This is a genomic window from Gordonia sp. IEGM753, from assembly GCF_050321825.1.
Lineage (GTDB): Bacteria > Pseudomonadota > Gammaproteobacteria > Pseudomonadales > Pseudomonadaceae > Aquipseudomonas.
On sequence record NZ_JBNQGB010000001.1, the window covers coordinates 777,723 to 802,715 of the forward strand.

Consider the following 24,993-nt stretch of genomic DNA (forward strand, 5'->3'; position numbering starts at 1 on the left):
TGTTTTCAGAGTGGGCGCAGGTCTGGATCAGCCCACCTGACTGACGAACTTGGTAGTGAAATAGGCGTCGAGGCCTTCGCTGCCACCCTCGCTGCCGTAGCCGCTGTCCTTGACCCCGCCGAACGGGGTTTCCGGGGCTGCGAGACCAAAGTGGTTGATCGACACCATGCCGCTTTCCAGTTCGTCGGCGAGCAGCGTGGCGTTGGCAATGGAGCGAGTGAAGGCGAACGCAGCGAGGCCGAAGGGCAGGGCGTTGGCCTTGGCGATGACCTCTTCCAGGGTGTCGAACGCGACAATCGAAGCAATCGGTCCGAAGGGCTCTTCGTGCATGATTCGCGCACTGTCCGGAACGTGGGTGAGCACCGTTGGCGGGAAGAAAAATCCGCTGTGGTTGTCCGGTTGGCCGCCCAGCGCCGAGCGCGCCCCGACCGCCAGTGCGTCATCGACGTATTCGTGCATGGCCGCCACCCGACGACTATTGGCCAGCGGGCCCATTTGCGTGGTCGCATCGTCGCCATGGCCGACTTTCAAGGACGTACTGGCCGCCACGAATGCGGCGACGAATTGATCGTGAACAGCGCGCTGTACATAGAAGCGTGTCGGCGATGCGCAGATCTGCCCGGCATTGCGAAACTTCAAACCCGCACCGAGCGTTGCCACGCTTTGCACATCCACGTCGTCGCACACGATAAAAGGCGCATGCCCGCCGAGTTCCAGGGTGCAGCGTTTCAGGTGTTGGCCTGCCAATGCGCCGAGCTGGCGACCCACAGGTACCGAACCGGTGAAGGAAACCTTGCGGATCACCGGCGAAGCGATGAGGTATTCAGAGATGTCAGCGGGGACGCCAAATACCAGGCCGAGCACCCCTTTTGGCAGGCCTGCGTCTTCAAAGGCGCGGCAGAGTTCGATGCACGATGAAGGGGTTTCTTCCGGACCTTTGGCGATGATCGAGCAACCCGCTGCCAGTGCTCCAGCGATTTTGCGCACCAGTTGGCTGACAGGGAAGTTCCAGGGGCTGAACGCTGCGACCGGACCAATTGGCTCGCGCAACACAATCTGCCGGGCGCCGCGCTGGCGTGGCGGAATAACCCGGCCGTAAGCCCTGCGTCCTTCTTCGGCGTACCACTCGATGTGATCGCCAACGCCGAACGCTTCCATTTTTGCTTCGGCCAACGGCTTGCCTTGTTCAAGGGTGATCAGCGCGGCGATTTCGTTGGCGCGCTCACGGAGCAATGCGGCGGCTTTGCGCAGGATTTGCGAGCGCTCGTAGGCGCTGGTCTTGCGCCACACCTCAAAACCCCTCGCGGCGGCGGCCAGCGCTCGATCCAGGTCAGACCTGTCGGCGAAGCCGAGCGTCCCGATTTGCTCTCCGGTCGCCGGATTGAACACTGCTCCGGTTTTGCTGTTGGAGCCGGTCGACCATTGGCCGTCAATCAGGATCGATTCAATCACGCGCATTGCCTATACCTCGTTGCAGGATTTTGTTTTTCTCAAAGAAACGGTATTCCCTTGATAGATACAATGCTAAGAGCCTGCTTTTGCCCCTGTCAAGGAATTGTTTTTTTTAAAAACGATGGCTTTCCGACGTTGACGCTGCTTTATGAGTTGCGTTAGGTTTGTGCTGTCGAAAGAAATACCGTTCTTTTGAGAGAAAAACAAAACTGATGAGGGATAGACAATGCTGACTCAGGCGCTGTTGCATAACTGGAATGATCTGCCCCGTGAAACCGTGCGTCGTGGCGTCGAACGCGTGGGCTTTCGCGGCGATGACACGATCTGCGTCATGAACTGGCTGACGCCGGGCATGGACGTGTTCCCGCACAGCCATTCGTTCGAACAGTTGGTGATCATTGTTCAGGGCCGGGTACGTTTTCACCTGGGAGACGAAGTGGTTGAAGGCGGCCCGGGCAGCATGCTGCGGATCCCGCCGTTCGTGGTGCATTACGCCGAGCCGATCGGCGACGAAGTGGTGATGAACCTCGACGTGTTTTCGCCACTGCGCGAGGACTACAAGCACCTGGTCGAATACCAGGCGCACGAGTTCGACGAGGTGGTGGTGAAAGGGGCCGCCTCGTGAGCGGCAGGACCTTTCGGGAAAAGCTGCTGGCCGGTGAGCCGTTGTTCAGCAGTTTTATCAAGACCCCGGCCTTTCAAGTGATGGAAATTGCCGGTGCAGCAGGGCTCGATGCGGTGGTGCTGGACGCCGAGCACGCGCCGTTCGATGCAGGCGCACTGGATGTCAGCCTGCTGGCTTGTCGCGCCGCAGGTGTGGCCGGTCTGGTGCGGGTGGGCGACAGCCAACCCTCGACCATCCTGCAAGCCTTGGACCTGGGCGCCAACGGGTTGGTGCTGCCCCATATCTGCAGCGCTGCCCAGGCGACCGAACGGGTGGCCGCGACGCGCTATCGGCAAGGCACGCGGGGCTTCTCCAATTCACCGCGCGCGGGAGATTACGGCGGATTGTCGCTGGTCGATCACATCGATTGGCATGACCGTCAGACCGCAGTCATTTGCCAGATAGAAGACGCCTCGGCCATCGAACAGCTGGAAGAAATTGTCGCCGTCGAGGGCGTTGATTGCCTGTTTGTCGGCCGTGCGGATTTATGCGTCTCGATGGGCACGTTTGATGTGCAGCACCAGGCCGTCGAGCGTGCCGTGGTCCGCACCCTGAATGTCGCCCGGGCGGCGGGCAAAGCGGCCGGGTTGTTTATCAGCGATGTCGCCAGTGCTCGCCATTACGCGGCAGAAGGGGCGACGTTTTTTATCGTCGGTTCCGATCAGGCGGCGCTCCGGGCCACCTGGAGCCAGCAAGTAAAGCTGTTTCGCGCCGGCTGAACAGTCGCCGCCAATCACCTGTACTCACAACAACAAGGAATACCTCATGAACATAAAAGCAGCCGTCCAGCAAACACCCGACCGCGACGAACGTATCGACGCACTGATCAAAGGTGCCATCGACTTGCATTGCCACAGCGGTCCATCGGTCATGCCGCGTTATTGCGATCACGTCGAAGCCATGCAAGAAGCCTCGGCGGCGGGACTCAAAGCGGTGTTGTTGAAGGATCACTACTATTCCTGCACGCCGGTCACCCATTTGCTCAACAAGCATTTTTCCGAACTCGGTGTGCACATGCTCTCCGGTGTACCGCTGAACAATTCAGTCGGCGGGTTGAACGTGCACGCGGTCGAGCATGGTCTGAAACTGGGGGCGAAACTGGTGTGGATGCCGACGTTCTCCTCCGCCAACCACATCGCTCATCACCATCAGGACGTGAAATTTGTCGATAAATTTCCGCAGACAACTCAGCGCATGTTGCAGCCGATTCCGCTGACTGTCCTTGACGATGACGGCAAGCTGAAGGAGGAGGTCAAGGCGATTCTCGATTTGATCGCCGCAGAGGACATCGTGCTGTCGGCGGGGCACCTGAACATCCGCGAAATCTGGCCGTTGTTTGAAGAGGCACGGTTGCGCGGCGTCAAGCGCCTGTTGGTCAATCACCCGACTTACGTCGTCGATGCCACGCTCGACGACATGCGCCAACTGGCAAAAGAAGGCGTGTATATGGAGCACTCGATGTGCATGTGGGTGCCCGGTTCCAAGTTCAAATTCTACGATCCGGAGTTTCTCCAGCAGGTCATCGAAGCGGGCACCGTCGACCTGACTATTTTGGGTTCAGATCTGGGCCAGCAAGGTAATCCCTCGATCATTGATGGTTTTCGCAGCGTGATTGCCACTGTGCTGGACCTTGGCTACAGCGACGACGATGTGCGCAAGATGACGTCGCATAACGCCGCTCGATTGATGGGCATTTGAGCCGAGGGCTACAGGCCATGAAAATGCTCACGCTCGATGCACCAGCGTCAGACCAAGGCCCTGCGTTGCTGGAGTCGGTGAATATTGTTTTCAGATTGCTCGATGAGTTGTCCGCGGTACGACGGCCCATGGGCGTGACCGAGTTGGCCAGTCGACTCGCCGCGCCCAAGGCCCGGACGTATCGCCACCTGGCCTCGTTGCGGCGCTTGGGGATCGTCGAACAGGACCCTTTGGGTGACAAATACCGGCTCGGCCCAAGGTTGGTTTCGTATGGCGAAGCCGCGTGCGAGCAGTTCGATCTGCGCACGCTGGCAACGCCCTACCTGACCCGTATTCGCGACCTCACCGGACAGACCGCGATGTTGTCGGTGGCCAGCCACGGTACGGCGTTGGTGGTGGCGACGGTCGAGTCGCTGGCCAATGTTTGCGTGTCGGTCAAACCGGGAAACCGGGTGATGCCGCACTGTTCGGCGCAGGGCCGGACGGTGTTGGCGTTTTCCGACGATAGCTGTCGGCGACTTGTGCTCGAACGAAAAATGACCCGCTTCACCGGACAGACCTTATGCAGCCCTGAGCAACTGGTTGAGCGTTTGGCACTGATCCGAGAGCGCTTGTGGGACATCGCTGAAGGCGAAGTGACCGAAGCGATTGTTGCCGTGTGCTGCCCGGTCTTTCGTGACGGCGCGCGGATCATCGGGACGATTGGCATTGTCGGTCCCACCGCGAGCATCAACGCCCAAGCGCCGGATTTTATTAAAGAGCTGCGCGCCGCAGCGGCAGACATCAGCGAGCGTCTGCACGGAACGGTCTATCGGGACGCGCCCAACCTCTTTTGACAATGAGAACAATAATGACTGACCTGACTACCCAGATAGGCAGCTTGACCTTGAAGAATCCGGTGATTTGCGGCGCCGGTGAACACACCATGACGGCTGAAGCGATCAGTCGCGCCCTGGCCACGGGCGTCGGTGCCGTGGTGGCCAAGTCGACCAATGAATCGCTGGCGGCCAAGCAACAATTGGACAAGACCGATTACGCTTTGCTCGACGCTCAATGGCAGCGCCTGCCATGGGATTTCAATCCGCCGGCGGACGCCAGTTTGATGGGGCGTTCGGGTTTGCTGCAACGCGACTTCGAACCGTGGCTGGATGAACTGGTGGGGCTGGATGCCCAGGCCAGGCAACAAGGCGCCTATGTCATTCCAAGCCTGATCCTCAGTGATCTGGAGCAGTGTGCGCAGTTCGCCCGGCAGATCGAGCAAGCGGGAATGCGCGTGTTGGAGGTCAACATTGGTGCACCCCATGGCGAAGAGGCCGCGAAGGGGGCGATTCGTCTTGAGCGCGGTGCCGAGCGCATCGAGCAGATCAGCCGCCGTTTGCGTGAGGCCACCGACCTGCCGTTGTGGATCAAGTTGACCGGCCAAAGCGAAGACGTGGTGGCCCTGGCCGAAGCCGCACGGCGCGGCGGGGCGGACAGTGTGGTGATGATGGGCCGCTTCATGGGCTTTTTGCCCGACCTCGACACGGGGCTGCCAATGCTCGGCACCTCTGCCGCCATTGGCGGCGGGTGGGCGCTGCCGCTGACCGCGCGCTGGGTAATGATGACCCGCAAACGCATGGGCGCTGACTATCCATTGATCGCGACCAATGGCGCACGAACCGGGTTGGACGTGGCGCGCTTTCTACTGTCCGGGGCATGTGCAACCGAAATGACCTCGGCGGTGTTCACCGGTGGTTATCAAGTATTGACGCGTGCCATTGAGCAGTTGACCGAGTATTGCGCTCGTCGGGGAATGAGCGCGGCGCAGCTGTTGGGGGAGGCTGCGGATCAGGTTCAAACCTACCAACAGCAAGTGAGCCAGGCCGAATACTGGCGCCAATTTGCGCCATCGATCAACGACTGATCAATCATGATCAAGGCAGCCACCATCATGCGTCGATATTGCATTCACGCCCGGGTACTCACGCCCATTTCCGCCGAGCAGGCACGGCGCGTTTACGGCAACGTAACGGTCAATCGGTCAGTGCGCGGCATGGTTGTCCCGCTGCCGTTCGACTGGGATTGGCGCAACATCCCCAGGCAGATTGCCCGCTCGTGGATCCTGCTGAACCCTTGATTCGCCTTACCCCAACTGAGCAATCGCTAGATCTTGTTGCGTAAAACGCAACAAGTTGCTCAGCCCCGGTGATTGTTGCCGAAACATCCCGTCGCTAATTTCCTGTCATCGCTTTGCAGCAATGACAGGCGCTTCTTATGTCCTCTCCCGTTTCCGATATCACCGTGTTGTTGGAGCGCGTTCGCGTGCTTGAGGCTGAGTCGGCCGTGCGTCTGCTGCTGAACCGGTACATGGCGCTGTGCGATGTTCCAGGCCCGGCGGAGCGCGCCGATGCACTCGGCCGGTTGTTCTGCGACGACGCGCTATGGCAAGGCATCGGCTCACGCTATGCGCTGAAGTTCGGACGCATTGAAGGGCGCGAGGCCATTGTCGCGATGCTCATGGGGTACCTGCCGCCCAATCCGCACTTTCGGTTCAACGCGCATTTTCTGTCCGGCGAACACATCACTGTTGACGGTGATCAGGCCCGGGGCCGCTGGTTGATGCAGCAGCTAAGCCGGTACGACTCCGGCCAATCCGAAGCCATTGTCGCCGCCCTGAGCCTGGAGTTTCGTCAGGTTGCAGGCGCTTGGCGTATCGCCTCGTTCACTACCGAACGCCTGGATATGTGCCCGCTGGCGGACGCAGTGGAGGTGCAATCATGAGCCCGCTGGTGATCGAAGGGCGCCTTGGCGGTTCGGGGCTTACCGTTGCGATCAAGGACACTATCGACGTGGCCGGTTGGCCAACCCGTTGTGGCAGTCGCGCCCTGCAACACGCGTTGCCGGCGCCCAACAACGCAACCGTGGTGCAGGCGTTGCTCGATGGCGGCTGGCAGGTTATCGGCAAGACTGTGCTCCACGAGTTGGCTTTTGGCGTCACCGGCATCAACGAGTGGGCCGGTACGCCGGTCAACCCGCAAGCACCCGAGCGCATACCGGGTGGCTCGTCCAGCGGTTCGGCGGTGATCGTGGCGCAGGGCATTGCCGATGTGGCACTGGGCACCGACACCGGCGGCTCTGTGCGCATGCCCGCAGCCTGCTGTGGCGTGTTCGGTCTTAAGCCGACCTTTGGCCGTTTGAGCCGTGAAGGCGTGCACCCTGTGTCCAGTTCTCTGGACTGCGTTGGGCCGATGGCACGCGATCTCGACACACTCGTCGCTGCCATGTCGGCGATGGACAGCACATTCGTGGCGCAAACACCTGGCGCGCAGTTGCACGTCGGCCTGGTCGATGTGACGTGTGACCCCGCCATCGAATCCGCCATACGTGAAGCGATCACGCACCGTGGCTGGACCTGGGAACGGGTGACGTTACCGTTGCTGGATCAAGCATTCGAAGCCGCACTGACCGTCATAAACGCCGAAACCTGGGCTGCCTTCGGCCATTTCACCGGCCAGGGTTTGCTCGGTGCAGACATTGAAGCGCGGTTGTTGAGGGCTGCGGCAACAGACGCCACCGCGCTGAACGCTGCCGAGTCTGTTCGTGTGGCATTCAGTGCGCAGGTCGACCAGTTGCTGAGCCGTTTCGACACCTTGGTCCTGCCCGGTTTGCCGCGTCTGCCGCCGTTGTTGGCGGACGTGCAGCGAGGCGAGCCAGTGCTCGATCTGACGCGTTTTCTACGGCCGTTCAACTTGAGCGGGCACCCGGCACTCAGCGTGCCTGTCGCCTACCCGGATTCCACCCTCAGCACCAGCCTGCAACTGATCGGGCGCAAGGGCGACGACGCGCAGCTCTGCGCCATGGCGGGCGTCTCCCTGAATAAGCCAGTCGACGCTCGACATCAATAATAGGACTTAACCGTGACTCAACTGATCGAAGCCGTGAACCTGGACGCCAACCCTGCGGGGTTGGTCAAGTCCGACCGCGTTCACACCTCGCTGTACACCGACGCCAAGCTGTTCGATGCAGAGCTTGAAAAAATCTTCTACAGCACCTGGATCTGGGTCGCGCACGTCAGCGAGATTCCGGAGTCGGGCAGCTACAAGAGCACCTACATCGGCAAGCAACCGGTGATTGTGGTGCGTGACCGCAAAAAGCAGGTTCACGTGCACCTCAACCGTTGCCGTCATCGCGGCGCGACGGTGTGCGAACACAAGAAGGGCAAGACCAACAGCTTCGTTTGCCCCTATCACGGCTGGAGCTACGCCCTCGATGGCTCGCTGCGTGGCGTGCCGCATCCAGAAAGCTACGGTGACTGCCTGGACAAGGCTGAACTGCCGTTGGTCAGCCTGCGCGTCGAGGAATACGCCGGCATGCTGTTTGCCACGTTCAAGGCCGATATCGAGCCGCTGGTGGACTTTCTCGGCCCGGCGAAAAAGTGGATGGACCTGTTCATGAAACAGGGCGCCGGTTACCCGATCAAGGTGCCGGGCGAACACCGCTTTCGTTTCCCCGGCAACTGGAAAATCCAGTTGGAAAACACCACAGATGCGTACCACTTTCCGCTGGTGCACAAGTCATTCCTGTCTTCGGTGGATGAAGAAACTCTCAAGCTGTTCGACTTTGTCGAAGGCCCAGGCTACGTCGAAGACCTCGGCAACGGCCACAGCGTGATGGTGATGATCCCTGACCTTGTGGACCTTGAAGCCGATCTGGACAAACCGATCCCGGAACGCTTCGAAGGTCTGGCTGCCGAGTTGCGTGACGAGGGGATCGAGGAGCAACAGGTGCGTCGCATCGTGCGCGCAGTCGGCGGCTCGGGTTTCAACCTTAACCTGTTTCCCAACGTTGCCTGCTCCATGGCGTTTTTCCGGGTGCTGCAACCGATCTCCGTGACCGAGACCGAAATTCACCACTCGGTGATCACCATGGACGGCGGCCCGGCAGTCGCCAACCGCTACCGCTTGCGCCTGCACGAACATTTCCAGGGCCCGATGGGTTTCGGCACGCCTGACGATTCCGAGGCTTGGGAACGGGTGCAAAAGGGCGCCAGCGCCGGAGAAGACCTGTGGATCATGCTCAACCGTGGTCTGCCGGGCGAGCAGCCGACTGCAGACGGTTTACGCAGTGACGTGAGTGCCGAGACCGGCATGCGCGCGGCCTATCAACAGTGGAAAAAAATGATGTCGGCGTAACCGGCGGAGGACTCTGATGAACCTGAAAACCCTGAATGAAGTCACCGCTTTCATCTGGCAGGAAGGCGACATGCTCGACCACGGCGAGTTCGACAACTGGCTCAGCCTGTGGGCTGACAAGGGGACGTACATCATCCCCATCGACCCTATGGAGGAGGACTTCGAGAACAGCCTGAATTACGCCTATGACGATCACCACATGCGCCAGCTGCGGGTGCAGCGCCTGACCGGCGGCGAGTCGATTTCCACCAGCCCCCAGCCACGCACCGTGCGCACGTTGTCACGTTTTCGGGTGTTGTTTGAGGACCAGCACAAGGTGACGGTGCGCTGCGCACAAAACCTGCGCGAGTTCCGCAAGGATTCGCTCAAGCACTACAGCGCCGACATTGTTTACCAACTCGAACGTACTGATGACAGCTTCAAGATCCAGCGCAAGCTGATTCGCTTGATCAACTCCGACGACACCCTCGCGGGTATCGGTTACATCCTCTGAACATGGGCGTTAATCGATGAAAGATGTCTTGCTGAATGTCGTCGTGCGCAAGGCCCAGCAACAGGGCGCCGGTGTGCTGGTGCTCGACCTGTGCTCATCCGCTGGCGAGCCGTTGCCAGCGTTCGAGGCCGGGGCGCATGTCGACGTGCACTTGCCCGGTGGCTTGGTTCGCCAGTATTCGCTGTGTGGGGATCCGGCGGATCAGCACCGGTATCGCTTGGGCGTGCTCAAGGACCCGGCTTCACGCGGCGGGTCCGACGCGGTGCATGCCACGCTGCGTGAAGGCTCTGCCGTGACCATCAGTGCGCCGCGCAATTTGTTCCCGCTGGCGAGCAGCGCGCAACGTTCGCTGTTGATTGGCGGCGGGATCGGTATCACGCCGATGATCGCCATGGCCTATGCGTTGCATGCGCGCAACGCTGATTTCGAATTGCATTATTGCGGTCGTTCCCGAAGCAACGCCGCCTTTCTCGATGAGCTGGCCGCAGCGCCTTTTGCGCATCGGGTTACCCCGCATTTCGACGATGAGCCGGCGAGCAAACTCGACCTGGCCGTTGTCCTCGGTACGGCCGCCAACGACGGCCACGTCTACACCTGCGGGCCCTCGGGTTTCATGGAGTGGGTGATCGGCGGTGCTCGCGCGGCGGGTTACCCGGAGCACCAGGTACACCGTGAGTATTTTCAGGTCGAGGTCGACAACTCGGGCGAGGCGTTTGAGGTGCACGCCGCCCGCAGTGGCAAAACAGTCCAGGTCAACGCCGGGCAGAGCATCGTGCAAGCCCTGGCCAATGTCGGGATCGAGGTCGACGTGTCCTGCGAGCAGGGCGTCTGCGGAACGTGCCTGTGCGACGTGCTCGAAGGTCAGCCTGATCATCGCGACGTCTACCTGACGGACGATGAACGTGAGGCCAATGACCAAATGTTGTTGTGTTGTTCCAGGTCGAGCTCGAAGCGCCTGGTTCTGGATATCTGAAAAATAACAAATACAAAAAAACTGACAGCAGCGGGCGCCAGATCCGCGCTGTTCATTCACTGCCATGTCTTTGGAATTCTGCTCCTAACCGTGGCTATTCAGAACGGATGTAACCATGTCAAAGCTAGCTTTGCCTGTGCATGCAATTCGCTACATAGGGCTTTTGGGGATCGCGCTGCCGTGGACGGCACACGCCGACCTGGTGGACGACAGTCACATGTCCCTGAACTTGCGCAACCTGTACCTGAACCGTAATTTTACTAACAGCGATGCGCCCGTTTCCAAGGTGGGGAACTGGTCTCAGGGTTTCGATCTGCAGTTCCAGTCCGGGTACACCGACAGCCCGCTGGCGATCGGTGTCGACGCCAATGCGCAGTATGCGCTGCGGCTGGATTCGACTGGCAACGACGGCTCGCTGCCCTACAGCCTTCACGATCAGCAAGCGGCCGATGACTACAGTCGGGCCGGTGCCACGCTGAAGATACGCTATTCGAAAACCGAACTGAAGATTGGCGATCAGAAACCCAATCTGCCGATTGCTTCCAACGACCCGAGTCGCCAGCTCGATACGATTTATCAGGGTGCGGTCGTCAACTCGCGTGAAATCGACAACCTGGAATTGACCGGTGGGCGCTTCTGGTCCAGCGTCACCCGGCAATCTTCCAACCATGAAAACCTCTACAAATACGGCTCCACCGATGACCTCGACAGTAAGGGGCTGGACTTTGGTGGCGGCACCTATTCGCTCACGCCAACGCTGCAAGCCACTTACTTCTACGGCGTGCTGCACGATATCTATCAGCAGCATTACGCCGGGTTGAAGCACTCACTGGACCTGGGCGACGGCTACACGCTGAAGACCGATCTGGGGTATTTCAACAACAGCGAGGATGGCAACGCGCTGGCGGGCAACGTCGACAACCGCTCCTACAGTGGCTTGGTCACGGTGCAAAAGAGCGGCCATTTGGTGGGCGTCAGCTACCAGCGCATGTTGGGTGAAACGGTGTTTCCGACCCTCAATGGCTATGTTCCGCAACCCTATTTGCCGAACTGGGCAGGGTTGCCGTTCATTCGTCCGGATGAGCGTTCATGGTCGGTGCGTTATGGCTACGACTTTTCTGCCATGGGCGTGCCCGGTCTGAAACTGTTTACCCGTTACATCAAAGGCACCGGTATCGACCGTGGCGAAGGCTTGAGCCATGACCAGGAAAGCGAGCGCAATATTTTCCTTTCCTACGTGGTGCAGAGCGGTGCGTTGAAAGACCTGAGCTTTGAGCTGAAGAACTTCAATACGAAGCAGAAGTACGGCAACAACTATGACGAATATCGCTTCGTCACTTCATACACCTGGAAGATCTGGTGAGCCTCTGGCTCGGTTTGGAGTAATCGATGAGCAACTTGAAAACAGGCGTTACCAAAGCACCCAGTTCTTCAACCATGCGCCGGATCGTGATTGCGTCAGTGTTTGGCAACGCGTTGGAGTGGTATGACTTTTTTCTTTACGGTACGGCAGCGGCGCTGATTTTCGGCCCGTTGTTCTTTCCCGCAGGCACTGACCCCATCGTCGGCACCATGGGCGCTTTTGCAGGGTTCGCGGTGGGCTTTTTTGCCCGGCCGCTGGGCGGAATTATCTTCGGCCATATCGGTGACAGGGATGGGCGCAAGAAAGCCCTGGTCATGACCCTGAGCATCATGGGCGTCTCGACGTTCCTGATGGGCTTGTTGCCGACCTTTGAGCAAGTGGGGTACCTGGCGCCGGCCAGCCTGGTGATATTGCGCATCGCGCAGGGCGTGGCGTCGGGTGGCGAGTGGGGCGGCGGCGTGCTGATGCTCAGCGAGAACGCGCCGGCCAATCGCGTCGGTTTCTATGCAGCCTGGAGCCAGCTCGGCGTGTCGGGCGGGTTCGTGCTGTCGGCGGCCGCTTTTTACCTGGTGCAAATGCTGCCCCAGGAAGACTTCATGAGTTGGGGCTGGCGGCTGCCGTTCCTGGCAAGCGTGCTGATCTTTGGCGTTGGTATCTACATTCGCCGCAGCCTGCCTGAAAGCCGCGAGTTCGAGGAAGCCGCCGAGCAACGCAAGCAGGTCAAGCATCCACCTGCGATGGAAGTGCTGCGCAAACATCCCAAGGAAGTCTTTCAGGCGATGGGTATTCGCCTGGCAGAAAACGGTTGCGCCTACATCTTCCTGGCCTTCGTGATGGCCTACGCCAAACTCACCGGTTTGAGCACGCAAATGGTCTTGGGCGGGGTCATGGTGGCGATGATCGTCGAAGCCTTCACCATTCTGTTCTGGGGTTGGCTGTCCGATATCATTGGTCGACGCACGGTGTATGCCATCGGTTCGATCAGCCTGGTGTTGTTCGCGTTTCCGTTTTTCTGGCTGATCGATACGCACGCCACCGGTTTCGTTTACCTGGCACTGCTGGTGGGCCTGGCGTTCAGTCATGGCGCGATGATCGGCACTCAGCCAGCGCTGATGGGTGAACTGTTTCCGGCGCACCTGCGGTATTCCGGCATGGCGTTGGGGCATGAAATCGCGTCGATTTTCTCCGGAGGCCTGGCACCGTTGGCGGCTACCGCGTTGTTCGGCATGTTCAAGTCTTCGTGGCCGGTGTCGGTGATGCTGATCACGTTCGGCGTCATCACCACCGCAACCCTGTTCAGCATTCGACCCAAGCCTGAACTGCCTTGATTGCGGGGTCTCACTGCAGGGCAGTGTGTCTTGCTTGAGTGAGTAGCAACGCAAGTGTTCAGGCCCTCACCAAAGCGCTTACCTGAACAGCCTTACAGAAGGGGTCAGACCCTTCCTTGTGGCGAGGCCCAAGGGCGCTCTTCAGTGCGCTCGGGCCGACCGGGGAGAACGGGTCGCCGTTGTTATTGTCGCCCGGCCAGCAGGCCACGCCGTCAATGTCGCTGCGTTGCAGGCCTGCGTCGGCAATCGCCTCCAGGCAGGCATCCAGGGTCAGGCGCATCGCGGACTTGTTCGAGGGCCGCCCGACCTCTGATTGGCCGATGCCGGTGATGGCGACGTCTTTTTCATAACGATGATCGAACATCACAGATCCTTTTCGAACAGAGGCAACCAGACATCCTCGACATTGAGGAAACTGACCCGTACCGGCATGTCGATATGCACATCCGTCACCGGAGTGCCCACCACGTTGCTCACAAACTGCAACCCGGCCTGTTCGACAAGCTCGATGATCGCCACCACGTAAGGCTCCGCGAGCTCGGGGTTCCAGGCTTGATAGTTGATGGTGTAACTGAGCACTTTGCCCTTGCCGGACACCGCCTCTGGCGCCACTTCGAAGCTTGCGCAATGCGGGCACAGCGGGGCGGGCGGGTGGAAATACCGGCTGCAGGCCGCGCAGCGATGAACGCGTAATTCGCCCTGTTCGCCGCCTTGCCAGAAGGCGCGGTTGTCGGCGTTGAGTGCAGGAAGTTTTCTAGGCATCAGCGGTCCGCAGGTGAGTGTTTGACTTGAAGTCATACGGTATCATTTGTACATATTTTCTAAAAGTGTCATATATTCGTTCCAAAGAAGGCGTGAATCGACCGTTCACGCCTAAAAACAACAACAAGAGGATTTCGCGATGTACCAGTCGTTACTGGAGAAGAGGGTAGTCGTCACCGGCGGCTTTGGCGTTCTTGGCAGCTCCTTGGGTAAATTCCTGTTGGCGCGTGGTGCCCGCGTCGCTCTGCTGGACCGTAGCGAGGCGCCTGCGGCCTTGCTCGACACGGAAAATCTACTGTGCCTGGGCGGTGTCGACCTGACCTCGACCGAATCCGCCAGCGCCGCGTTTGCGAAGATCGCAACGCAGTGGGGCGGCATTGACGGTTTGGTCAACGTCGCGGGCGGCTTCGCCTGGGAAACCGTCGAAGGCGGCAGCCTGGAGACCTGGGACCGTCTCTATCAGATGAACGTCCGTACCGCCGTGGTCAGTTCGCAATCGGCGCTGACGCACCTGCTGGCCTCTAACGCGGCACGCATCGTCAACATCGGCGCACTGGCCTCGGTCAAGGCAGGCATGGGCATGGGCGCTTATGCCGCCTCCAAGGCCGGTGTTGCGCGCTTGACCGAAGCCTTGGCCGAAGAGCTCAAGGATCGTGGCGTGACGGTGAATGCCGTATTGCCAAGCATCATCGACACCCCAACAAACCGCGCCGACATGCCGGATGCCGACAGCAGCCGCTGGGTAACCCCGGACGCGCTCGCAGCGGTGGTTGCATTCCTGCTATCCGACGAAGCGGCGGCGGTCACCGGCGCGCTGCTGCCCGTGAGTGGCCGCGTATGAGGCTGGTCACGTATACCGACGCCGATGGCATTGATCGTGCGGGCGCGTTGCTCAACAAGGACCAACAGGTACTGGACCTGCAAATCGCTTATCGCCTGCTCGAGAGCCGTGACAGCGCGGCATTGAGCAGTATCCTGGCGCTGGTGGAGGCCGGTGAGCCGGCGCTGGAGCTGGCCCGTTCGCTGGTGGCCAAGGCGCCCGCGGCGGCAGTACTCGAGCGCGCTGATGTGAAGCTGCGCGCGCCGATCCAGCCACCGCCACAAATGCGTGACTGTTCGTGCTTCGAGTTGCACCTGCGCCAAGCCTTTTCGGCGGCCCGGCGCGCCCGTGCGCTACGCACCGAAGACCCGGAAGCAACGTTGAAAGCGATGAATACCCGCGCCGACGACCGGGTGATCGAGACCTTTAACAAGCAGCCCATCTACTACAAGGGCAACCGTTTCGCGGTCATTGGTAACGACGATGAGTTTCTGTGGCCAAGCTTTAGCCGGGCGATGGATTTCGAACTGGAGTTTGGTTGCTACATCGGCAAGCGCGGCAAGGACATCAGCCGTGAGGCCGCCCGTGAGCATATCGTCGGTTACACCATTTTCAACGACATGAGTGCGCGTGACGCGCAGGCCCTGGAAATGCCCGGCATGCTCGGCCCGGCCAAGAGTAAGGATTTCGACACGGCCAACATCATGGGGCCGTGCCTGGTGACCGCCGATGAACTGGGCGATCCCTATGACCTGAATATGGTCGCCCGGGTCAATGGCGAGGAATGGGGTCGCGGCAATACCCGTGACATGCGCTGGACCTTTGAAGACGTGATTGCCCATGTATCCCGCTCGGAAACCCTGTACCCCGGCGAGTTTCTGGGTTCTGGCACGGTCGGCAACGGCTGCGGCCTGGAGCAACTGCGGTATTTGAAACCCGGCGACGTGGTTGAGTTGGAGATCGACGGCATTGGTGTACTGCGCACCCAGGCGGGCAAGGCACCGGCCGGCAACTGACACGTTTGTGTTCGCTGCCGATAAATTCACTTACGTTTAGCAAGTGAATTTAATGTACATAAATAGAGAAAGTGTCTTATATTTCGTTGCGGCTTACCGCCGTGACACCCTGAGCAGGAGGCAATCATGCTAACAAGAACAAGCCCCGTATTGTCTGATGGAACCAAGGTTTCGGACCTCATCTATCCATCTAGCCGCGAAGTGCAGATGCGCGTGTTGTCTGACCGCGAAATTTACGAACTGGAAATGGAAAAAATCTTCGGCAAGATCTGGGTGCTCCTGGGTCACGAGTCGGAAATCCCCAACTCCGGCGACTTCATGGTCCGCGACCTTGGGTCTGATTCGGTCATCGTTGCCCGTGGCAAAGAAGGCGAGGTGTTCGTCACCCTCAACGTGTGCCCACACCGTGGCATGCGCATCGCTACTGCCGACTGCGGCAACACGCAAATTCACAAGTGCATCTATCACGGCTGGGCCTTTCGCACCAATGGTGACTTCGTCGGTTCGCCCGTCGAGCGCGAGTGCATGCACGGCAAGATGCTGCCCAAGGAAGAGCTGGGCCTGAAGAAGGCACGGGTCACGCTGTATGGCGGCCTGGTATTCGCTACCTGGAACATTGAAGGGCCCTCGTTTGACGAGTTCCTGGGTGATGCCAAATGGTATTACGACATGCTGTTCTGTCGCTCCGACAAGGGCATGGAAGTGCTTGGCCCGCCACAGCGTTTTATCGTTAATGCCAACTGGAAAACCGCTGGCGAGCAATCGGCCGCCGACGGCTTCCACACGCTCACCTTGCACCGCTGGTTGGGTGAAGTGGGTAACTACGCGAAGAAAGGCGAGGGCGAAGCAGCCGACCTCAGCCCGGAAATGATCGGCGTCGAAATCAGCTCGCCGCACGGCCATGCGCTACGTTGCATCGACCTGGCGCGCAAGATTCGGCGCTTGACCGGCCTTGACCCGGCAGAGCTCAGCGTGCAGCAAAAACTGGAAGCCCTGCCTCCTGCCGGCATGACCGCCGACATGGTCGAGCAACTGGCGCGCAACCTCACCGAAGATCAATTGAAAGTGCTGACCACCATGCCGCCGCAAGTCGGTGGGATGTTCCCCAACATTCTGTTTGGTTTCGTCTACATTCCACAGCCGGATGGCAGCGTCGTCGGCTCGATGACCCTGCACGCCTACGTGCCGCGCGGTCCGGATAAACTTGAGTTCGTTAACTGGGTATTTGCCGAGAAAGACGCGTCCCCTGAGCTGCGCGACAAGATGCTCAAGCAAACCATTCAACTGTTCGGCACCTCTGGCATGGTCGAGCAGGATGACTCCGATACATGGCCGCACATGACGCTGTCTGCCAAAGGTGCAATGGGCCGCAAGAGCACCCTGAAATATCAGGCCTGCTTTGAGACCGGCGCGCCAGAAGGCTGGCCGGGCCCGGGCATCGTCAACGAAGGTTTTACCAAGGACGATACCCAGTGGCACTGGTGGCTGTACTGGCACGAGCTGATGACCGCCTCGGACGAGCAATAAACGCACGCCACGCCTGGTTCGGCGGCGGTCCTTGCGGGCCGCTGTCGACAGCATTGACACGTACAAGAATAAAAGTGAGGAGTGACTCATGGCTCAGGTTCAACAACGCGGTGTGGAGGATATCCAGCCGGGTTCGCCAGTCGGTACCAAACGGGTGCCGGTGGGTTCGCCGATTTACAACGATGTAGTGACCTTTCTCTATGAGGAAGCCACGCTGCTCGACCAGATTCGCTTGCAGGAATGGGCGGAACGCCTGGACACCGACCTGGTGTACACCGTACCGCTGCGCCAGACGCGTCTGGCCGCTGAACTTAAAACCTCCATCGTGCGCAGTGTTCAGCATTACCACGATGACTACCGCTCGATCATGGGCCGCATCCTGCGCCTGTCTGGCAAAAGTGCCTGGGCGGAAGATCCTCCCTCGCGCACACGGCGCCTGGTGACCAACGTGTTTGTCGAAGAAACCGACAAGAGCGATGAGTTTGTGGTGACCAGTTACCTGCTGCTGACGCGTAGCCGGTTCAAGGACCACCACGTCGACATTGTCAGTGGCGAACGGCGTGATGTGCTGCGCTTGAGCGAGACCGGTTTCAAACTGGCGCGACGCGAAGTGATCATCGATCAGGCCGTGCTGGGGACGCCTAACCTGGCGATTTTCCTCTAAGCGACTGGCGCCGCTGCTCTTTATGCAAGAGCAGCGGTTACGGGTGCTGCCTGAGCCATTGTTGGTCTTGGGCGCACAATTTCAGCTGTTCATGGCTAAAGTCCAGGGTCGAGCCTTTCATTCGAAGCGCCAGCTCGGCGCGTCCGGGTTGCTGGGTGTAGCAGAGCCCGGTATTAGCTGCGTGTATCTGTTCGTCGAGGTTGTAGGCGCGTCCCAACGAAATCAACGTGCAGCGGCGCAGTAGCAGCGCAGCTTCGGCGGCTTCTTCGCTGAGTGCATTCAGCGCCCAGCGCGCCATGCCTTCACGCAGGTTGATGCCGCAATAAGGAGGCGGCCCTTCCAGCAGTGAGCCGTTCACTTCCCAGGTCAGGTCTTCATTGCCATCACGTATCAACGTGGCGCGGGTGCGGTTGTTGATCCGCTGTGGGATGTTGATGTCATAGCGGCGTTGGTCGGTACCGCGTGCGGCAGCCGCTATCGCCAGACCGGCCAGGTCGAACAGGTGAGTGCATTGATGGCTGGCGTCTGTTTGCCGAGTGACGGAATGAGCGACGCGATCCAGTTTCATGCCCAGCAACTGCTGTAATTGACCGCACGCCTGTGGGCAGAGGGAATAGGGGAAGCGCAGGGCTTCTCCGCCAATCGCGGTGATTTCACCTGCACGGTGGCGAACCCATACACGAAAGTGGTGGAAGTCGTCTTCCAGCGCTGCGCGGACCTCGCCCGTGTCATTGGCAGGATGAGCAATGATGTCTATGCGACGACGAAATACGGCCATCCTCAATATCCTTGTTCCAGTGCTGTTCAGTCTGAATAAATCAGTTATATTTGAACACTATATCCAATAATGTTCACTAAAAAACAAGAAGTGGAGTGACTATGGCACTGCTAAACGAACAGGTGGCGCTGATTACCGGCGCCGGTGGCGGAATTGGCCGCGGCATTGCGTTGAACTTCGCCAAAGAGGGCGCTGCCGTGGTGGTCGCTGAACTGGATGTCGCCAGTGGCGAAGCCGTCGTCGCTGAACTGCAAGCACTCGGCGCGAAGGCGTTGTTTATCAAAACCGACGTGTGCAAAAAGGCTGATATCGAAGCCGCCGTGCAGTTGGCGGTTGATCAATTTGGCGGGCTGGACATCCTGGTCAACAACGCATTTGCGCCAACACCGAATGTTCTTCTCGAAGAGAAAACCGATGCAATGCTCGAGCAGACCTTGGGCTCGACCGTCTGGGCTGCCTGGTGGGCGATGAAAGCAGCATTGCCGCACATGAAGGCGCGGGGCGGCTGCAATATCATCAACTTCTATTCCATCGATATCGAAATCGGTGCCTGGCTGCATGGCGACTACAACACCGCGAAAGCAGCCATTGTCGGGCTGACTCGTAGCGCGGCCTCTGAATGGGGGCGGTTCAACATTCGGACCAACGCCATTGCCCCCACGGCAATGGGCGCGACCTTCCACAAACTGGCCGAAGAAAACCCGGGTTTTGCCGAAATGTCCGCGTCGATGCGCCCGTTGGGGCGTTGCGGCGAACCCGAAGCGGATATCGGCCCGGTGGTGGTATTCCTGGCCTCGGAGATGTCGCGTTTCATCACCGGTGAAACCATCCACGTCGACGGCGGCCTGCACCTCCCAGGCTACAACTCGCGCCCGAAAGGCATCCCTGTTCGCGAATATTGACCGAGCATCTGGCGGCGATGGCGTCTTTGGAATCGCCATCACCGGCAAGCCGGTTTCCTACGGGATTTGCGTTAGCGCCAACAATTTCGGCGTGCATCACCGAATCGCGTTAACGCCATCAATTTCGGCGTGCATCACGGGATTTGCGGTAATGCCAACAATTTCGGCGTGCACCACCGAATCGCGTTAATGCCATCAATGTCGGCGTGCATCACAGATCCGTAGGAGACTGGCTTGCCAGCGATGGCGCCTTTGGAATCGCCATCACCGGCAAGCCGGTTTCCTACGGGATTTGCGTTAATGCCAACAATTTCGGCATGCATCACCGAATCGCGTTAACGCGTTCAATGTCGGCGTGCATCACCGAATCGCGTTAACGCCATCAATGTCGGCGTGCACCACCGAATCGCGTTAACGCCATCAATGTCGGCCTGCACCACCGATCCGTAGGAGACTGGCTTGCCAGCGATGGCGCCCTCGCAATCGCTGACGATCTCGGCATTGAGCACGCCGGGACGCAAACGCGAAAGCCCGCGTTAAAGCGGGCTTTTACGTTGGGGCGTTTACTTCTTCGAGACCACGATCGACGTTGTTTCCAGATCCCACGTGGTGTTGGTTTTGCCTTCGTCGCGCAGCAAATACTTCAACACCCGACCCTGCGGATTCTTCGGTAGGCTGCTGCGAAATTCGATGTAGCGCGGCAGCGCGTAATACGGCACCGAATCGGCAGCCCAATGGAACAATTGTTCCGGGTCCAGGGTCACGCCTTCATGCAATACAGCCGTCACTTTCACATCGTCTTCGCCCTTGTCGGACGGCACGGCGTGTACTGCCACTTCGGCGAGCGCCGGGTGAATAGCAAAGGCTGCTTCCATCTCGAAGCTGGAAATGTTTTCACCACGACGGCGCAGGTAGTCTTTTTTGCGGTCGACGAAGTAGAAGAAACCATCGTCATCGAACTTGCCAATGTCGCCCGTGTGGAACCACATGTTGCGCATCAACTTCTGGGTGTCGGCCGGGCGGCGCCAGTAGCCTTGGAACATGATGTCCGGGCGCAGCGGGCGGACCACGATTTCGCCAGCGCAGTTGGGCAGTACTTCCTGATCCAGATCGTCGACGATTCTGACGTCAAAGTCCGCGATGCGTTTGCCGGAAGAACCCGGAGCTGCGTATTCGCCTGCGGCCAAAGACGTGATCACACACGCTTCCGTGAGGCCATAGCCATTGCCGCCGACCAGTTTCGTGCCAAAACGCTCACGCCAGATTTTTTTGGTTTCTTCGGTGTATGGGTTGCCGCGCGCAGTGTGAATCTGCCCAACGCAACGCAACATCGCTTCATTGTCGGGCGCCTGGGCGAGGAGGCCGCCCATGCCGCCCAGGATCGAGGCGATGGTCGCGCCCGAGCGTTCCACTTCCTGCCAGAAATTGGACACCGAGAACCGCGGGAGAATGGCGGCACGTGCGCCCACCAGGATACTGGCGATAATTGATACACACAGTGCATTCATATGGAACAGAGGCAGCGGTGTGATGGTCACATCATCAGCATTGGCCGGACCGGCGCGCAGTTGCAGGCGCGCCAGGTTGCACATGAAGTTGTAGCTGATCATGCAGCCCTTGGAGGGGCCGGTGGTGCCAGAGGTGTAAATCAGGCAGGCCAGGTCTGAAGGCTGGGGTTTGACGGCGAGTGGGGTGCTGTCATGCCCGCGCCATTCATCCAAAGGTGCGATGCGAATTCTGCAATCGGGTGTCGTTTCCAGGGTGCCGCGGTGCAGCACGTGGTGTACGTCTTGCAGTTGTTCAGCGATCGGCGTGATGCGGGCCAGATAGGCTGCTTCGCAGATCACCACCGAGGTCCCGGTGTCGGCGATCTGATGCCTCAGGAACTCACCTTTGAGCGCGGTGTTGATCGGCACACTCACGGCGCAGAGTTTGTTGATGGCCAGCCAGGTGGTGACCGCATCGATATTGTTATCGAGCATAGTCAGCACGGTGTCGCCGGCCTTTACGCCGAGGGTGGCAAGCGCATTGGCCATATTGGTGGAAAGTGAGTCAACCTGAGCATAAGTGTATAACTCACCACTGAAATCCAGCAGTATCTTGTCTGGATGCCTTGCTACTGCACGATCTAATGCGTCGATGACAGTGTCTCGTTCTCCCACTGCCCACGTCTCTGGATTTGCGCTGCTGCCCATCAATTTTCTCCTTTTAGGCGCCCATAACCAAACGGCTTGCCTGATTTTATTTTGAAGAGAGAATTGGATTCTAAATAGAAACTTTGCAAATGTCTTTAGCTAAGAGTTGAACATATAGTGTTATTTATGCACAGATCCTGTGCTAATGTTGCACAATCTTTACTCTCAATGAGCCTGCAAATCCATGCCAAAAGCCGCAACCCAAAAAACTGAAGCGCCAACAGCGACCGCTAGAGCCAAAAAAAACGCGGTGCCTGATGCTGTTGCAGGTGCGGTCAAGCCGGCAGAGCGACGTGCGGCCACAAAGGCAGTGACAGGCGCCAAGGTCAAGCCTAACCGGCGTTCGGAAGAAACCATTGCCAACATCCTCAAGGCCACTGAAGAAGTGGTACTGATGTCGGGCGCAGATCGTATTTCGATTCTCGACGTGTGCCAGGTAGCGGGTGTGTCGCGCGGTACGTTCTATCGCTATTTCGCCTCACAAGAAGACCTGTTGGATACATTTTCCCGGCATAAGCGCGAAAGTTTCCACAGTTCGTTGTCTCAGGAACTGGGTCATATCAGTGATCCGGAGGCGCGCCTCAACGCATTGTTCGCCTACCTCGACAACTACCTGGAACAGAGCCGGGCGCGCCGTTTGCTGGTGGTTGCACCTGACTACGCGCTGGGTTTCTTTCGGCGCATCTTCCATGACTCGATCGTGCGCTTCCAGGATGGCCTGGGCATCGTGTTCGATGACTGGGACGACCGATTGGGCGTACGACTCGACCGTGAGCTGATCTGCGAAATGATCATTCGTTATGTGTTGAGCGAAATCCTGGTGCCTGAAGCTGCGGGACGTCGTTTGTTTCCGATCAGGGTCAAAAAACTGCTCGGTGCGCTGATCATGGGTTCAACCTCACGCACTCGTCGCTGACCTCGCCGCAAGCCCTTCGTTACATCCCAGAGCCCCCGATATTCGGGGGCTCTGTCGTTTCAGAGTGTTTATTTTCTGCGATCAAAACCCCTCGCTTCCTCCCGTTTGACTGCCTTTTAGCCACGCTTCAATGCTTGAACGAGCCAAGCCGAAGGCTCTGTTTCGGGCTTCTTGGCGCGTCCTGAAAATAAATTGAACAGTATTTTGATTTCTGCTCAATTTAAATTTAAGCTCTGGTCTTAGCAGCGAGCCCTTCGGCTTAACCTTTTCGCGGCAATTTAATTTCGGCCGTGTGAAGGCACCGCGCTAACAACCAACAAAAAGTGCCAACTTCGAGGTACCTAGACATGCTTATCGATCTCCACGCCCACGCACCCCATCCTGGCTACTACAACCAGCACCCTCATTGGGGGCCGTTCTTCGAGCAACACGCCGACGGCGATATCAAGCTGCGTGTAGGTGACTGGATTCTTGGCCTCGGGTCGCCAGAACGTAAGGCTGCCGTGCGCTCAGGCAAAGGCCCCAAGCTTGAGGAGTATTTCGCTCGCTGGGCTGATCCCAAGGTGCGCCTGGCCGGTATGGACGCAGCAGGGCAGAACCTGCAGGTGGTTTCCGTTCCATCGCATTGCTACATGTACTGGACCGAAGCCGAATTTGCCGTGCCATTTGCGCGCACCGTCAATAACACCCTGGCCGAGTACTGCTCCGCAGCGCCTGATCGCCTGATGTTCTGGGCTCATGTGCCTTTGAACTCGCCGGAAGCAGCGGCGGCTGAACTGCGTTATGCCTGCACCGAACTGGGTGCCAAAGGCATGGTCGCTGGCGGCGCCAATTTTGGTGGGCTGGAATTCGATTCGCCGGAACTCGACGTAGTCTGGAAAACCCTGTGTGACCTGGACCTGCCGATGTTCATTCACGGCTACAACCAGTCGGTTACCTGGGGCAAGAACGCCAACGACGACCGTTACGAAACCACCGCCATCGTCGGCATGCAGTACGACGAAAGCCGTTGCTTCTGGAACCTGATTTGCGGCGGCGTGCTGGACCGTTTCCCTGACCTCAAGGTGTACATCACTCACGGCGGCGGCTATGTGCCGTACCAGTTGGGTCGTTTGGCCAAGACCAACGAGAACCTCGACGTCAAATTCAACAAAAAGCCGTTGCTCGATTACATGAAGAACTTCTACTTCGACGTCGAGCTGCATGAGGTGCCGATGCGCCAGGCCCTGGTTGACATCATTGGTGCCGACCATGTGCTGTACGGCAGCAACTTCGGTGGCAGTGATGCCGTGCGCCACGACTTGACTCATGGCCTGAAGCTGTCCGACGCCGACCTGCGCAAGATCCGTTATGAAAACGCATGCCGTTTGCTGCACATCGATCCGGCCAAGTTGGGCAAGGTAGGTGGCTGATGAAACTGGCTCGATGTGAGTATTTTGCTACAGGCGTTTTTTGGGCTGTGGTCGACGTTGCTCAGGATCAGGTCACACCGATTTCCGGCACCTTCCAAGAGTGGGCGCCGGCCGTCGCAGCGGGACGCGGCATCAGTTCGTTGCGTTTCGCCGGGCCAGCGTTACCACTGTCGAAAGTGCGTTTGCTGCCGCCGATTGAACCGATTAATCGGGTGGTGGTAGCCGGTGCCAATTACGCCAAGCACCTGGTGGAGTTCGGGTTGAGTGCGCCAGCGCAACCGGTGGCATTTCTCAAGGCCTACGGCGCGCTGATTGGCGCCCATGACCCTATCCGCTTTCCGCCGTTGACTGAAGAGCTCGATCACGAAGTTGAATTGGTGGCCGTTATCGGCACCGACGAAATTGACCTCGAAGACCCGTTGGCGTGCGTGCTCGGTTACACCGTCGGCAACGACGTCAGTGCTCGCGACCTGCAACGCAGCGGGGCTGCAGGTATTGGCATGGACCTGTTCGCCGCCAAGAGCCAGGACCGGACCACCGGTCTTGGGCCGTGGATCGTCACCAAGGACGAATTCCCGCAGGGTTCGCCGCAGTTGCGCCTGACGTTGAAAGTGAACGGCGAAACGCGTCAGGACGGTTCAACCAGCGAGATGACCTGGGACGTGGGGCAGTTGATCCGCTTCGTGCAACAGCGTTCAAGCTTTGCCGGTGGTGATGTGTTGTTCACCGGTTCGCCAGCGGGTGTGGGGATGGGCACTGGCCTGTTCCTCAAGGAAGGCGATGTGGTTGAAGCCAGCGTCGAAGGCATTGGCACGTTGCGTAATGTGGTCAGCGAAAAGAACCGCGCCTAATCGAGAGC

The 24,993-nt window shown here is 59.0% G+C and carries 27 protein-coding genes; 21 read left to right on the top strand and 6 right to left on the bottom strand.

Annotated elements, in window-relative coordinates; all coding sequences use genetic code 11:
- Positions 1 to 27: 27 nt before the first annotated feature.
- Positions 28 to 1,458, bottom strand: coding sequence for an aldehyde dehydrogenase family protein (locus ACQR3R_RS03560; protein ID WP_428270626.1), 1,431 nt, complete (start codon positions 1,456 to 1,458; stop codon positions 28 to 30).
- Between the two features lie 220 nt (positions 1,459 to 1,678).
- Between ACQR3R_RS03560 and ACQR3R_RS03565 the strand changes: the two genes are divergently transcribed.
- The 13 genes from ACQR3R_RS03565 (at position 1,679) to ACQR3R_RS03625 (ending at position 13,142) form a co-directional block, all read left to right on the top strand.
- Positions 1,679 to 2,077, top strand: coding sequence for a cupin domain-containing protein (locus ACQR3R_RS03565; protein WP_428270627.1), 399 nt, complete (start codon positions 1,679 to 1,681; stop codon positions 2,075 to 2,077).
- Positions 2,074 to 2,835: an aldolase/citrate lyase family protein gene (locus ACQR3R_RS03570; RefSeq protein WP_428270628.1), complete on the top strand. Its 762-nt coding sequence runs from the start codon at positions 2,074 to 2,076 to the stop codon at positions 2,833 to 2,835. The genes ACQR3R_RS03565 and ACQR3R_RS03570 overlap by 4 nt, the downstream gene beginning before the upstream one ends.
- A 46-nt stretch (positions 2,836 to 2,881) precedes the next feature.
- Positions 2,882 to 3,814 carry a DUF6282 family protein gene (locus ACQR3R_RS03575; RefSeq protein WP_428270629.1) on the top strand — a complete coding sequence of 311 codons (933 nt, stop codon included), beginning with the start codon at positions 2,882 to 2,884 and terminating at the stop codon, positions 3,812 to 3,814.
- 17 nt (positions 3,815 to 3,831) lie between these two features.
- The gene (locus ACQR3R_RS03580) at positions 3,832 to 4,650 is read left to right on the top strand and encodes an IclR family transcriptional regulator domain-containing protein (protein ID WP_428270630.1); all 819 of its coding nucleotides are present in this window, start codon (positions 3,832 to 3,834) and stop codon (positions 4,648 to 4,650) included.
- A gap of 14 nt (positions 4,651 to 4,664) precedes the next feature.
- Positions 4,665 to 5,717, top strand: a complete 1,053-nt coding sequence (locus ACQR3R_RS03585; protein WP_428270631.1) for a hypothetical protein — start codon at positions 4,665 to 4,667, stop codon at positions 5,715 to 5,717.
- Positions 5,718 to 5,723: 6 nt separating this feature from the next.
- On the top strand, positions 5,724 to 5,930 hold the full coding sequence (locus tag ACQR3R_RS03590) for a hypothetical protein (protein ID WP_428270632.1): 207 nt from the start codon (positions 5,724 to 5,726) through the stop codon (positions 5,928 to 5,930).
- Between the two features lie 137 nt (positions 5,931 to 6,067).
- Positions 6,068 to 6,574, top strand: coding sequence for a nuclear transport factor 2 family protein (locus ACQR3R_RS03595; protein WP_428270633.1), 507 nt, complete (start codon positions 6,068 to 6,070; stop codon positions 6,572 to 6,574).
- The gene (locus ACQR3R_RS03600; RefSeq protein WP_428270634.1) at positions 6,571 to 7,698 is read left to right on the top strand and encodes an amidase family protein; all 1,128 of its coding nucleotides are present in this window, start codon (positions 6,571 to 6,573) and stop codon (positions 7,696 to 7,698) included. Before ACQR3R_RS03595 ends, ACQR3R_RS03600 begins: the two co-directional genes overlap by 4 nt.
- A gap of 12 nt (positions 7,699 to 7,710) precedes the next feature.
- On the top strand, positions 7,711 to 8,985 hold the full coding sequence (locus tag ACQR3R_RS03605) for a Rieske 2Fe-2S domain-containing protein (protein WP_428270635.1): 1,275 nt from the start codon (positions 7,711 to 7,713) through the stop codon (positions 8,983 to 8,985).
- Positions 8,986 to 9,001: 16 nt separating this feature from the next.
- Positions 9,002 to 9,478 (top strand): aromatic-ring-hydroxylating dioxygenase subunit beta, encoded by a 477-nt coding sequence (locus ACQR3R_RS03610; protein WP_428270636.1) that lies wholly within the window; start codon positions 9,002 to 9,004, stop codon positions 9,476 to 9,478.
- A gap of 16 nt (positions 9,479 to 9,494) precedes the next feature.
- Positions 9,495 to 10,451: a 2Fe-2S iron-sulfur cluster-binding protein gene (locus tag ACQR3R_RS03615; protein ID WP_428270637.1), complete on the top strand. Its 957-nt coding sequence runs from the start codon at positions 9,495 to 9,497 to the stop codon at positions 10,449 to 10,451.
- Positions 10,452 to 10,566: 115 nt separating this feature from the next.
- Entirely contained in the window at positions 10,567 to 11,814 is a 1,248-nt protein-coding gene (locus ACQR3R_RS03620; protein WP_428270638.1) for an OprD family outer membrane porin, read from the top strand.
- A gap of 26 nt (positions 11,815 to 11,840) precedes the next feature.
- Positions 11,841 to 13,142 carry an MFS transporter gene (locus ACQR3R_RS03625; protein WP_428270639.1) on the top strand — a complete coding sequence of 434 codons (1,302 nt, stop codon included), beginning with the start codon at positions 11,841 to 11,843 and terminating at the stop codon, positions 13,140 to 13,142.
- Positions 13,143 to 13,200: 58 nt separating this feature from the next.
- Here the strand turns inward: ACQR3R_RS03625 and ACQR3R_RS03630 are convergent, their stop codons facing one another.
- Both ACQR3R_RS03630 and ACQR3R_RS03635 read right to left on the bottom strand, forming a co-directional pair.
- Complete coding sequence (locus ACQR3R_RS03630; RefSeq protein ID WP_428270640.1) at positions 13,201 to 13,506, bottom strand: hypothetical protein; 306 nt, start codon at positions 13,504 to 13,506, stop codon at positions 13,201 to 13,203.
- Positions 13,506 to 13,904 (bottom strand): OB-fold domain-containing protein, encoded by a 399-nt coding sequence (locus tag ACQR3R_RS03635; RefSeq protein ID WP_428270641.1) that lies wholly within the window; start codon positions 13,902 to 13,904, stop codon positions 13,506 to 13,508. The genes ACQR3R_RS03630 and ACQR3R_RS03635 overlap by 1 nt, the downstream gene beginning before the upstream one ends.
- 139 nt (positions 13,905 to 14,043) lie before the next feature.
- Between ACQR3R_RS03635 and ACQR3R_RS03640 the strand changes: the two genes are divergently transcribed.
- The 4 genes from ACQR3R_RS03640 (at position 14,044) to ACQR3R_RS03655 (ending at position 17,931) form a co-directional block, all read left to right on the top strand.
- On the top strand, positions 14,044 to 14,745 hold the full coding sequence (locus tag ACQR3R_RS03640) for an SDR family NAD(P)-dependent oxidoreductase (RefSeq protein ID WP_428270642.1): 702 nt from the start codon (positions 14,044 to 14,046) through the stop codon (positions 14,743 to 14,745).
- Positions 14,742 to 15,740, top strand: coding sequence for a fumarylacetoacetate hydrolase family protein (locus ACQR3R_RS03645; RefSeq protein WP_428270643.1), 999 nt, complete (start codon positions 14,742 to 14,744; stop codon positions 15,738 to 15,740). Before ACQR3R_RS03640 ends, ACQR3R_RS03645 begins: the two co-directional genes overlap by 4 nt.
- Positions 15,741 to 15,866: 126 nt before the next feature.
- Entirely contained in the window at positions 15,867 to 17,267 is a 1,401-nt protein-coding gene (locus ACQR3R_RS03650; RefSeq protein ID WP_428270644.1) for a Rieske 2Fe-2S domain-containing protein, read from the top strand.
- Positions 17,268 to 17,355: 88 nt separating this feature from the next.
- Complete coding sequence (locus tag ACQR3R_RS03655; RefSeq protein ID WP_428270645.1) at positions 17,356 to 17,931, top strand: 3-phenylpropionate/cinnamic acid dioxygenase subunit beta; 576 nt, start codon at positions 17,356 to 17,358, stop codon at positions 17,929 to 17,931.
- A gap of 37 nt (positions 17,932 to 17,968) precedes the next feature.
- Here the strand turns inward: ACQR3R_RS03655 and ACQR3R_RS03660 are convergent, their stop codons facing one another.
- Entirely contained in the window at positions 17,969 to 18,709 is a 741-nt protein-coding gene (locus ACQR3R_RS03660; RefSeq protein ID WP_428270646.1) for a DUF2889 domain-containing protein, read from the bottom strand.
- 101 nt (positions 18,710 to 18,810) lie between these two features.
- Between ACQR3R_RS03660 and ACQR3R_RS03665 the strand changes: the two genes are divergently transcribed.
- Positions 18,811 to 19,611 carry an SDR family oxidoreductase gene (locus ACQR3R_RS03665; RefSeq protein WP_428270647.1) on the top strand — a complete coding sequence of 267 codons (801 nt, stop codon included), beginning with the start codon at positions 18,811 to 18,813 and terminating at the stop codon, positions 19,609 to 19,611.
- Positions 19,612 to 19,955: 344 nt separating this feature from the next.
- Here ACQR3R_RS03665 and ACQR3R_RS03670 read toward each other — a convergent pair whose 3' ends face one another.
- Both ACQR3R_RS03670 and ACQR3R_RS03675 read right to left on the bottom strand, forming a co-directional pair.
- Positions 19,956 to 20,132, bottom strand: coding sequence for a hypothetical protein (locus ACQR3R_RS03670; RefSeq protein WP_428270648.1), 177 nt, complete (start codon positions 20,130 to 20,132; stop codon positions 19,956 to 19,958).
- Positions 20,133 to 20,174: 42 nt separating this feature from the next.
- On the bottom strand, positions 20,175 to 21,806 hold the full coding sequence (locus ACQR3R_RS03675; protein WP_428270649.1) for an AMP-binding protein: 1,632 nt from the start codon (positions 21,804 to 21,806) through the stop codon (positions 20,175 to 20,177).
- Positions 21,807 to 22,056: 250 nt separating this feature from the next.
- Between ACQR3R_RS03675 and ACQR3R_RS03680 the strand changes: the two genes are divergently transcribed.
- The 3 genes from ACQR3R_RS03680 to ACQR3R_RS03690 all read left to right on the top strand — a co-directional run bounded on the left by ACQR3R_RS03680 (position 22,057) and on the right by ACQR3R_RS03690 (position 24,985).
- Complete coding sequence (locus ACQR3R_RS03680) at positions 22,057 to 22,722, top strand: TetR family transcriptional regulator (RefSeq protein WP_428270650.1); 666 nt, start codon at positions 22,057 to 22,059, stop codon at positions 22,720 to 22,722.
- A 347-nt stretch (positions 22,723 to 23,069) separates the two neighbouring features.
- On the top strand, positions 23,070 to 24,134 hold the full coding sequence (locus ACQR3R_RS03685; RefSeq protein WP_428270651.1) for an amidohydrolase family protein: 1,065 nt from the start codon (positions 23,070 to 23,072) through the stop codon (positions 24,132 to 24,134).
- Complete coding sequence (locus tag ACQR3R_RS03690) at positions 24,134 to 24,985, top strand: fumarylacetoacetate hydrolase family protein (protein WP_428270652.1); 852 nt, start codon at positions 24,134 to 24,136, stop codon at positions 24,983 to 24,985. The genes ACQR3R_RS03685 and ACQR3R_RS03690 overlap by 1 nt, the downstream gene beginning before the upstream one ends.
- Positions 24,986 to 24,993: the final 8 nt, after the last annotated feature.